Origin of the sequence: Tabrizicola caldifontis (assembly GCF_004762095.1) — a bacterium.
Lineage (GTDB): Bacteria > Pseudomonadota > Alphaproteobacteria > Rhodobacterales > Rhodobacteraceae > Tabrizicola > Tabrizicola caldifontis.
Genome location: NZ_SIJH01000018.1, coordinates 47,250 through 56,675 on the forward strand (window position 1 = coordinate 47,250; position 9,426 = coordinate 56,675).

At 64.0% G+C, this 9,426-nt stretch carries 9 protein-coding genes and 1 tRNA gene; 4 read left to right on the forward strand and 6 right to left on the reverse strand.

Annotation, left to right across the window (positions count from 1 at the left end):
• Positions 1-57: 57 nt before the first annotated feature.
• Positions 58-924, reverse strand: coding sequence for a methylenetetrahydrofolate reductase [NAD(P)H] (metF, locus tag EYB42_RS15050; RefSeq protein ID WP_135450950.1), 867 nt, complete (start codon positions 922-924; stop codon positions 58-60).
• 85 nt (positions 925-1,009) lie between these two features.
• Here metF and EYB42_RS15055 point away from each other — a divergent pair, with 85 nt between their 5' ends.
• The 3 genes from EYB42_RS15055 (at position 1,010) to EYB42_RS15065 (ending at position 3,702) form a co-directional block, all read left to right on the forward strand.
• The gene (locus EYB42_RS15055; RefSeq protein WP_135450951.1) at positions 1,010-1,918 is read left to right on the forward strand and encodes a LysR family transcriptional regulator; all 909 of its coding nucleotides are present in this window, start codon (positions 1,010-1,012) and stop codon (positions 1,916-1,918) included.
• A gap of 493 nt (positions 1,919-2,411) precedes the next feature.
• Positions 2,412-2,834 (forward strand): L,D-transpeptidase, encoded by a 423-nt coding sequence (locus tag EYB42_RS15060; protein ID WP_135450952.1) that lies wholly within the window; start codon positions 2,412-2,414, stop codon positions 2,832-2,834.
• Between the two features lie 82 nt (positions 2,835-2,916).
• The gene (locus EYB42_RS15065) at positions 2,917-3,702 is read left to right on the forward strand and encodes an inositol monophosphatase family protein (protein WP_135450953.1); all 786 of its coding nucleotides are present in this window, start codon (positions 2,917-2,919) and stop codon (positions 3,700-3,702) included.
• Between the two features lie 3 nt (positions 3,703-3,705).
• On the opposite strand, the gene EYB42_RS15070 is transcribed toward EYB42_RS15065, so the two are convergent.
• The gene (locus tag EYB42_RS15070) at positions 3,706-4,185 is read right to left on the reverse strand and encodes a DUF2948 family protein (protein WP_135450954.1); all 480 of its coding nucleotides are present in this window, start codon (positions 4,183-4,185) and stop codon (positions 3,706-3,708) included.
• Positions 4,182-5,450, reverse strand: a complete 1,269-nt coding sequence (gene murA / locus EYB42_RS15075; protein ID WP_135450955.1) for a UDP-N-acetylglucosamine 1-carboxyvinyltransferase — start codon at positions 5,448-5,450, stop codon at positions 4,182-4,184. The genes EYB42_RS15070 and murA overlap by 4 nt, the downstream gene beginning before the upstream one ends.
• A gap of 287 nt (positions 5,451-5,737) precedes the next feature.
• On the opposite strand from murA, the gene EYB42_RS15080 reads away from it, so the two are divergent.
• Positions 5,738-5,812 (forward strand) — tRNA-Thr (locus EYB42_RS15080).
• Positions 5,813-6,054: 242 nt separating this feature from the next.
• Here the strand turns inward: EYB42_RS15080 and EYB42_RS15085 are convergent.
• Genes EYB42_RS15085 through EYB42_RS15095 form a run of 3 tightly spaced genes read right to left on the reverse strand, consistent with a single transcriptional unit; the run spans position 6,055 to position 9,364 of the window.
• Positions 6,055-7,080 carry a LacI family DNA-binding transcriptional regulator gene (locus EYB42_RS15085; RefSeq protein ID WP_205909998.1) on the reverse strand — a complete coding sequence of 342 codons (1,026 nt, stop codon included), beginning with the start codon at positions 7,078-7,080 and terminating at the stop codon, positions 6,055-6,057.
• Between the two features lie 60 nt (positions 7,081-7,140).
• Positions 7,141-8,034, reverse strand: a complete 894-nt coding sequence (locus EYB42_RS15090; RefSeq protein ID WP_135450956.1) for an NAD-dependent epimerase/dehydratase family protein — start codon at positions 8,032-8,034, stop codon at positions 7,141-7,143.
• A gap of 28 nt (positions 8,035-8,062) precedes the next feature.
• Positions 8,063-9,364, reverse strand: a complete 1,302-nt coding sequence (locus tag EYB42_RS15095; protein ID WP_135450957.1) for an ATP-binding cassette domain-containing protein — start codon at positions 9,362-9,364, stop codon at positions 8,063-8,065.
• Positions 9,365-9,426 lie beyond the last annotated feature (62 nt).

Consider the following 9,426-nt stretch of genomic DNA (forward strand, 5'->3'; position numbering starts at 1 on the left):
GGGTCAGGTCGGAAAGCCGCCCAGGGAGACGACGGTTGGCCCCGCAGGGGCCGGAAGTCAGGCCACCTTCTCCAGCACCACCTCGGGCTTGATGCCCAGGGCGTGGACGACCTCGCGGGTCAGGTGCGGGCGGTTCAGCGTGTAGAAATGCAGATCCTCCACCCCGCCCTCGATCAGCTTGTCGCAAAGCTGCGTGCACTGGGTCAGCGCCAGCAGCTCCTCGCGCCCGTCGCGGGCGGCGGTGGCAAAGGCCTCGTCCAGCCTGTGCGGGATCGAGGTGCCGCAGCGCCGGGCAAATTTCTTCGCACCCTCCCACGAGGTGATCGGCAGGATGCCGGGGATGATCGGGGCCTCGATCCCCGCCTTCACGCATTGATCGCGGAAGCGGAAGAAGGTGTCGGCATCGAAGAAGAACTGGGTGATGGCGCTCGATGCACCCGCGTCGATCTTGCGCTTCAGCCAGGTCACGTCCGACGTGGCATCGGCGGCATCTGGATGCGGCTCGGGGTAGGCGCCGACGCGGATCTTGAACTTGCCGGTGCGCGCCAGCTTCTCGACCAGCTCCACCGAATTGGCAAAGCCCAGGGGATGCGGCACGAAGCGCTGCGCCCCCTTCGGCGCATCACCGCGCAGCGCGACGATCTCGGTCACGCCCGCCGCCGCATAGGCCTCGGCGATGGCCAGCGTCTCGGTCCGGGTGGCATCGACGCAGGTCAGATGCGCCGCGACCGGCAGGCCATAGTTGCGATGGATGGTCGAGACCGCCTCATGCGTCAGCGTCCGCGTCGTGCCGCCCGCGCCATATGTCACCGAGACAAACGAGGGCTGCAATGGCGCCAGCGCCTGCACCGTTTCCCACAGCCGGAAGGAAGCGTCCAGGGATTGCGGCGGGAAGAATTCGAAGCTGATACGCGGGGTGGGCATGACGGTCTCCTTCGATGCCCCCTTGTCGCAGATCGACAAGCCTGAGACAAATTCATAGTTCTCACGATCTTCATGAGGTTCATTCATGTATATCGAGCTGCGCCACCTGCGCACGATCCGGGCGATCCAGCAGGCCGGGGGCCTCGCACGGGCCGCCGACATGCTGAACATGACGCAGTCGGCGCTGTCGCATCAGGTCAAGGGGCTGGAGGACCAGGCGGGGATGGAGCTCTTCGTGCGCCGCTCGAAACCCATGCGGCTGTCGGCGGCGGGCCTGCGGATGCTGCGGGCGGCCGAACGCATCCTGCCCGAGATCGACGCGCTGGAAGAGGAATTCCGCGCGCTCCGCGCCGGGCGAACGGGCCGCCTGCACATCTCCATCGAATGCCACGCCTGTTTCGACTGGCTGTTCCCGGTCCTCGAACTCTTCCGCCACGCCTGGCCCGAGATCGACGTGGACATCCGTGCCGGCCTCGCCTTCGAGGCCCTGCCCGCGCTGCACCGCGAGGATGTGGACCTCGTCATCTCCTCCGACCGCGAACCGCCGCCGGGAATCGTGTTCAACCCCCTGTTCGACTACCACCCGACCTTCGTCGCCTCGTCGCAGAATCCGCTGGCGCAAAAGGCCTTCATCACGGCAGAGGACTTCCGCGACCAGGTGCTGATCACCTACCCGGTCAGCCGCGACAAGCTGGATGTCTTTACGGAATTGCTGACGCCCGCAAAGGTGGAGCCGCGGGCACAGCGAACCGCCGAACTGACGGCCGTGATCCTGATGCTGGTGGGATCAAACCGTGGGGTGGCGGTGCTGCCCGACTGGGTGATGCGCGAGGTCAGGACCAATGCCGACTACATCACCCGCCCCCTCGGGCCCGACCCGGTGACCAAACGCATGTATGCCGCCACGCGCGAGGAGGACGCCGGCAAACCCTACATCGCGCATTTCCTGCGGCTGGCACGGTCGGAGCCGGTGAAATTGCAAAGAAGCACCTAGCCTCCGCGCCTTGCCAGAGCGATCAGAGTCGGTACTGCACGCTTCACATCACATCGGGCCGCAGGACCATCGGCCTGCGAACCATGCGCGTCAATCGGCCAGTAGCCCGTTCCGCAGTGGCAGGCCGAGAAGCGCACTGCCTATCTGTGCGCCAGCTGGCGCTCGCGGTGTCATCCGGCAGGACAGAAGAACAACGAGGTGCGTTCGCGGGTGACGGAAAGGCCCTTGCGGGTCCTGCGGTGGCCAAGTTTGCAGGTGACGGCAAGCGGCGGGCTATGGTCACCATTACCCGGACCGGCCTTGGCGCGGCAGCCCCGGCCGCTGCCGGCCGCTTGTCCTCCTTCTGCGGTTGTTTGCCCATTGGGCGCGGCGACCGCTTGCCGGGCGGAAAGACCGCAGCACGCAAGTTGATCGCCGGACCTCAGGTTTTCCTTTGACTTGTCAAAGTCAGCTGGAATCCTTGAGCCGTTGTTCGAGTCATTCGGAGGTCGTCATGGTGCGCTTTTTTGTTGCGCTTCTGCTTGCCCTGACCCTGTTGCCCGGCGTGGCCCTTGCAGACAGAATTTTGGCACGGGTCTCGATTTCAACCCAGACGATGAAGGTATACCACGAAGGCAGGCACATCTACACTTGGCCGGTCTCGACCGCACGGCCGGGGAAGGTTACCCCAACCGGGGTCTATGCGCCGGAATTCCTGTCGCGCAACCACAGATCAAGCCGCTACAACAATGCGCCGATGCCTTTTGCAATCTTCTACGACGGCCATTACGCGATTCACGGTACCGATCAGATCAGGCGTCTGGGCCGCCCCGCTTCGGCCGGCTGCGTGCGGTTGCATCCCGGCAATGCGAAGATCCTGTTCGACATGGTGAAGTGGGAAGGCCTTGAGAACATGAAGGTCATGATTGCGCAGTAGTTCGGCCCTTGCTGTCCAGCCCTCTTCCGTTCAGACCGCCGACCGTCTATAGGGCCGGGTCTGACAGCTGCGGGAGCGATGGATGCAGGGCTCGGCCAACCTAAACCTGATGATCAAGGCCGCGCGGAAGGCGGGACGGAGCCTCGTGAAGGATTTCCGCGAGGTGGAGAATCTGCAGGTCTCGACCAAGGGGCCGGGCGATTTCGTCAGCCGGGCGGACCGCGAGGCCGAGCGACTGATCAAGGAAGAACTGCTGGGCGCGCGCCCGACCTATGGCTGGCTGGGCGAAGAAACCGGGGCCGCCGCAGGGGCCGACCCAACGCGGCGCTGGATCGTTGACCCGTTGGACGGGACGACGAACTTCCTGCACGGGATGCCGCACTGGGCCGTGTCGATCGCACTGGAACACAAGGGCGAGATCGTTTCCGCCGTCGTCTACGACCCGGCGAAGGACGAGATGTTCTGGGCTGAAAAGGGTGCAGGCTGCTGGCTGAACGACAATCGCCGTCTGCGTGTCTCGGGGCGGCGGGCGATGCATGAGGCGGTCTTTGCGACCGGCGTGCCATTTGGCGCAAAATCCACCCTGCCTGCAATGCTGAGGGATCTCGGGCGGCTGATGCCCGCCTGCGCCGGTGTGCGGCGCTGGGGGGCAGCGTCGCTGGACATGGCCTATGTGGCTGCGGGCCGCTTCGACGGCTACTGGGAGCGCGAACTGTCCGCCTGGGACGTTGCGGCAGGCATCCTTCTGGTCAAGGAAGCCGGTGGCATGGTGCAGGGCCTGCGCGAAGGTACCGATCCTCTGGACGGTGCGCTGATTGCGGCGAATGACGGGCTGTTCGACACCTTTGCCGCAACCCTGCGGGGCTGACCGTCACCCCCTGTCGTGCGAGGGCGCCTTTCCCGAAGGCGCACGATAGGGGCGGGTCACATCGTCCAGCCGTACTTCCAGCGCCTCGACATCCAGGGCTATGGCGCCATCCCCGGCAAGCGTCAGTGTCACCCGACCCGAACCATCTTCGGCCGGAGTGAACTCCATGGACAAAAGCGACAGTACAAGATCCTTATCGCTGCGATCAAAGCCAAGGCTTTGCACTTTTCGGACATCCTCGATCACAAGGAGCGAGCGCACCCGTTCATAGGCGCGGCCCACGCGTTCAGCCTGGTCACGGTCTTCCCAGCGGAAACGGTTCACCAGCAGCGCGAAGCGGTGGCGCTTTGCGTCATATTTCAGTTCCGTCACCGGCAGAACCGCGTCCTGGATCAGGGCCGAGATCACCTTCAGATCCTCGGCATCCTGTGCCACCAGCCGCAGCGGCGCTTCGCCGCCATCCTCGAACTTCGCGTCGGTCATGCCTGGATACGTTCGATATGCGCGCCACAGGCGCGGAGTTTCTCTTCCACCCGTTCGTAACCGCGATCCAGGTGATAGACACGGCTGACCACGGTTTCGCCCTCGGCCGCAAGTCCCGCAAGAATCAGTGACACGCTGGCGCGCAGATCAGTCGCCATGACCGGGGCGCCGCGCAGCCTTTCGACGCCGGTCACGGTGGCAGTACCGCCGTGAACATCGATCCGCGCGCCCATCCGCATCAGTTCAGGCGCATGCATGAAGCGGTTCTCGAAGATCCTCTCCTCCAGAACCGACACGCCCTCGGCAGTGCAGAGAAGCGCCATCATCTGCGCCTGCAAGTCGGTCGGGAAGCCGGGGAAGGGCTCGGTCGTCACGTTTACAGCCCGGACACGGCCGTTCTTGCGAGCAACTTTCAGGCCCCGGTTGGTCTGAGTGACCGAAACGCCCGCCGCCTCCAGCCGTTCGGCGAAGGCTTCCACCAGATCGAGCGTACCGCCGATGCATTCTACCTCGCCACCACAGATCGCCGGCACCAGCATGTAGGTACCCAGTTCGATACGGTCGGTCACCACCTGGTGCGTTGCCCCGCCAAGACGGTCGGCGCCCTCGATCGTGATGGTCGAGGTACCCTCGCCGTCGATCTTCGCCCCCATCTTCTTCAGGCAGCGGGCAAGGTCAACGATCTCGGGCTCGCGCGCTGCGTTCTTCAGGACGGTCGTCCCTCTGGCGAGGGTCGCCGCCATCAGCGCGTTTTCCGTGGCGCCGACCGAGACGAAGGGGAACTCCACCACCGCGCCCTTGAGCCGCCCGCCGGGGGCCTTGGCATGGACATAGCCGTCGCGCAGGTCGAGCTCTGCCCCCATCGCCTCAAGCGCCTTGAGATGCAGATCGACCGGCCGCGCGCCGATGGCGCACCCGCCGGGCAGCGACACGACCGCGTGGCCATAGCGCGCCAGCATCGGCCCCAGCACCAGGATCGAGGCCCGCATCTTGCGCACGATGTCGTAGTCGGCCTTGTGGCTGGTGATCGAATGGCTGGACAAGGCCAGCACCAGCCCATCCTGAAGGCTGGCGACCTCGGCCCCCAGCGATTGCAGCAGCTGGGTCATCGTGCGGATATCCGAAAGCCGCGGGGCGTTGGTCAGCGTCAGCGGCTCATCCGACAGAAGCGTGGCAGGCATCAACGTGAGGCAGGCATTTTTCGCCCCCGCGATCGGGATCGCCCCCGAAAGGGCCCCGTTGCCGCGCACCAGAATCGAATCCATCCGCCCTATTCCCCTTCGCTTTTGCCCGGCCGTTCCTCGGCGTTGCGGGCCTTTGCCTGTGCCTTCCGGCGCGCCATGTTGGCCTTCAGCGCCGCCTTGAGCCGATCGTCGCGGCTTTCAGGGCGTCTGGGCTTCCGGGACTTTTCCCCAGGCGAGGTGTCCAAAGGGCTGCGCATGGCCAAGGCTTCTACCCCAAGGGCGCGGATGGGTCCAGAGAGGGTAGGAATTCCCGTGCATACCCCCTTGCACCTCAGTGCGAATGCGTCTATTCCGCCGCCACCAACGGCGCTGCAGTAGCTCAGTGGTAGAGCACTCCCTTGGTAAGGGAGAGGTCGAGAGTTCAATCCTCTCTTGCAGCACCATTCATCTCCCCACTTGCAAGTATGGCCCTATGGCCCTGGCTAGTAAGCGGCTTTCGTGATTGACCTCGAGGGACATCGGATCGAGGCAGTTTCCGAAGGTGCCTGACTACAGGAAACCCTGCGTTTCTAGCCACCATGCTTGGGGGCGCTTCACTCGCCTTCACCCTCGACCTTGGTGCCCCAACCCGTTGCGACCCTGCCGCAGTCCGGGCCGATCCGCGATCCCGGGAACTGCGGTGTGGTCAGGCGGTGGCTCCGGCAAAGATCTCGAAGCCGGTGTCGATGGTGGTCTTGGTCGCGGGGCGTTCGGGGGCCTGAAGGATGGCCTCGATGGATTTCTGGCCGATGAGGAAGCGGTTCGAGCGGATCGTGGACAGGGGTCTTGGCAATTCACGCCCGATTTCCAGGCCGTTGAAGCCGAAGATCGCGAACTGATCCGGGACCGAGATGCCTGCTTCGATGCAATGAAATATCCCGCCCACAGCCATGTCGTCGTTCGAATAGACCGCTACGTCCACGTCGGCCATGTGGCGCAGCTGCGCTGTCTGCTCCTTGCCGGCGCCAATCGAGCTGGAGCCGTCGGCGATGGCATGGGCGATAACGGACAACCCTGCCTCGGACAAGGCCTCGGAAAGACCGTCATACCGCTGGCGCGCGCGGCGATCCGAAGTCCAGTCGTGCCCGACATAGCCAAAGCGCCGGTAGCCGCGCTCGATCAGGTGCCTGCCGGCTGCATAACCGGCCTTGCGATGCGACATGCCGACCGCAATGTCGATGGGGGCGCTGTCGATCTCCATCATCTCGACCACCCGCACCCCGCTTTGATCCAGCATGCGCCGCGTCGCAAGCGTGTGCTCGAAGCCCGTGATGAGGATCGCCTTGGGCTGCCATGACAGGATGCCGCGAACCAGCGTTTCCTCGTGATCCATCTCGTAGTCGCTTACGCTGATCACCGCCTGATACGGGGTGCCGCGCAGACCGGCATTGATCCCCTGAAGCACCTCGGGAAAGACGATGTTGGAGAGCGAGGGAACCACGACGCCCACAAGATGCGTGTCGAGCGAGGCGAGCGATCCGGCGATGCGGTTCGGCACATAGCCAAGCGCGCGGACGCTTTCCATGACCCTCTGTCGGGTCGCCTCGGCCACCAGACCTTCGTTGCGCATGATGCGCGAGACGGTGGATTCGCTGACATCGGCGTGCAGCGCCACATCCCGCAGGGTAACCTTGACCTTCCGGTCGGGCAGCCGCAGCTTGGTCTTCGTCACTCCACGCTCCCCTTGCGCAAGGCGCGGCCTTTCCGGCCGCGCCCCGGTTCTGCACTGATCCTAGCGCTTTACATAGTTGCGCCAGTCATGCGCTTCCTTGAAGCCCAGAACCTCGCGGATCTTGCGGTTTGACAGCGGTGCCTCACGCGGGCCCATCGGGCGGGTGATCGGCGTGTTGGGCGCGTATTTCTTCAGGAATTCTTCGGTAGGCAGGTCGGCCGTGATGGTGTCGTTCACCGCGTTGAACACCTGAAAACCCAGGCCGTCCTTCTGGATGCAGAGATGCACGATCTCGCCGAGGTCGCGGGCGTCGATGTAGCTCCAGGCGTTGCGCTTGCGTGACATCGGATTGTCCAGGTAGCCCGGGAAGTTGGAATATTCGTGCGGCTCGATCACGTTGCCGATGCGCAGGGCATAGATGTCAGCCCCGTAGCGCATGGCGAAGGCGCGGGCAGTCTTTTCGTTCACCAGCTTGGACAGGCCGTAGCTGTCCATCGGGTCGATGTCGTAATCCTCTTCCAGGGGAAAGGCGTGATAGTCCTTGTCGCCTTCCGCGAAACAGACGCCATAGGTCGTCTCCGAGCTTGCGACGATCACCTTGCGCACACCCAACTTCATCGCCGCTTCGATGACGTTGTAGGTGCCCACGGTATTGGCGGCGAAGGTAACGTTGTCGGGCTGGATCATCACCCGGGGCACAGCGGCGAAATGCACCACGGCGTCGGGCGCCTTGGGCGGCGCACCCTCGTCATAGCCACTGAAGCCGAAATGGGTGGTCAGCGCGTTGAACACCTGGCCACTGTCGGTGATGTCGGTGATCAGCGTGTTGATGCCCGGATGGTCGAAGGGCTTCAGGTCAAGGTTCAGGATCGAATAGCCCTTGTTCAGCAGATAGGGCAGCATGTGCCGCCCCGCTTTTCCGGTCCCGCCGGTGAAGATGATGCGTTTGGCCATTGTATGTCTCCATGTCTTCTTTCTCTTCTCAGCCCGTCGCCGCCAGCATCACCCGTTCCTGCGTCGCATCATGGCGGCCAAGGATGCCGCTTATCCGGCCCTCCTTCAAGACGACCACCCGGTCGCTGATCGCAAGAATCTCGGGCAGATCCGAAGACACGACGATGATCGACATGCCATCAGAGGCGAGGCGGTTCAGCAGGGCATGGACCTCGGCCTTGGCGCCGATGTCGATGCCGCGGGTGGGTTCATCCACGATCAGGATGCGCGGGCGTCGTGCCACCCATTTCGCGATCACCACCTTCTGCTGATTCCCGCCCGACAGGTTCAGCACTTTCTGTTCGGTCGAAGGCGTCTTGATCCCTAGGCTGCGCACGAAGCCGCGGCAGGCTTCGGTCTCGCGCCGGCGGTTCACCACATCCAGGCGGCAATAGTTCGCGAGATGTGTCAGGCTGAAATTCTCGCACACGGACATGCCCAGCACCAGGCCCTGTTCCTTGCGGTCCTCGGTCACGAATCCGATGCCCTGCGCAATGGCGTCCGAGGGACTTTCGATCCGCACCTCGCGCCCGTCGATGGCGATCTGGCCGACATGGGCGCGGCTGCCGAAGATCATCTCCATCACTTCGGTCCGCCCGGCGCCGACCAGGCCGAAGAAGCCCAGGATCTCGCCCTTGTGCAGATCGAACGACACATCGCTGACCCGCGCCCCCTGCGCTGTCGGGCGCTTCAGCCCCAGTCCACGCACAGACATCAGCACCTGGCCGGTGGCATGCGACAGATGCTCGCCAAAAAGCTGCGACAGCTCGCGGTCCACCATCTTGCGCACCAGAAGGTCACGCGTCATCTCGCTGGCCGGGCGGCTGTCCACAGTCTCGCCATCGCGCAGCACGGTGATCCGGTCGGCGATCTCGAAGATCTCGTCCATCCGGTGCGAGATGTAGACGATGCCGATCCCCTGGCCCGCCAGCCGTCTGACCATCCGCGTCAGCACCGTGGCCTCGTGGTGGCTAAGCGAGGCGGTGGGTTCGTCCATGATGATCAGCCGCGAACTGTAGGAGATCGCGCGCGCGATCTCGACCATCTGCTTCTGGCCGATGCTGAGACCGCCGACCTTGGTGTCGGGGTCGATCGAAATGTCTAGCTCTGCCAGAACGGCGCGAGCCTCGGCGTTCATCCGGCGCCGGTCGATCAGGCCGGCCGCGGTAAGCGGCTCGCGGGCAAGGTAGATGTTCTCGGCCACGGTCATGTTGTTCACGACCGCAAGCTGTTGATTTCCACCCAGAACTGAGCCGGGTTTTCCATCGAGAAGTGAGCCACCTCTGATTATGGATTTCGGCTCAGGCTGGGGTCAAGGCATGGCTGTCTTCCTTCTTTTTGCGGGTCGCTGCG

Excerpts from the sequence above, each read along its gene's own strand:
- metF (WP_135450950.1), bottom strand. The coding sequence starts at position 924 with ATGCCCACCCCGCGTATCAGCTTCGAATTCTTCCCGCCGCAATCCCTG.
- EYB42_RS15055 (WP_135450951.1), top strand. The coding sequence starts at position 1,010 with ATGTATATCGAGCTGCGCCACCTGCGCACGATCCGGGCGATCCAGCAG.
- EYB42_RS15060 (WP_135450952.1), top strand. The coding sequence starts at position 2,412 with ATGGTGCGCTTTTTTGTTGCGCTTCTGCTTGCCCTGACCCTGTTGCCC.
- EYB42_RS15065 (WP_135450953.1), top strand. The coding sequence starts at position 2,917 with ATGCAGGGCTCGGCCAACCTAAACCTGATGATCAAGGCCGCGCGGAAG.
- EYB42_RS15070 (WP_135450954.1), bottom strand. The coding sequence starts at position 4,185 with ATGACCGACGCGAAGTTCGAGGATGGCGGCGAAGCGCCGCTGCGGCTG.
- murA (WP_135450955.1), bottom strand. The coding sequence starts at position 5,450 with ATGGATTCGATTCTGGTGCGCGGCAACGGGGCCCTTTCGGGGGCGATC.
- EYB42_RS15090 (WP_135450956.1), bottom strand. The coding sequence starts at position 8,034 with ATGGCCAAACGCATCATCTTCACCGGCGGGACCGGAAAAGCGGGGCGG.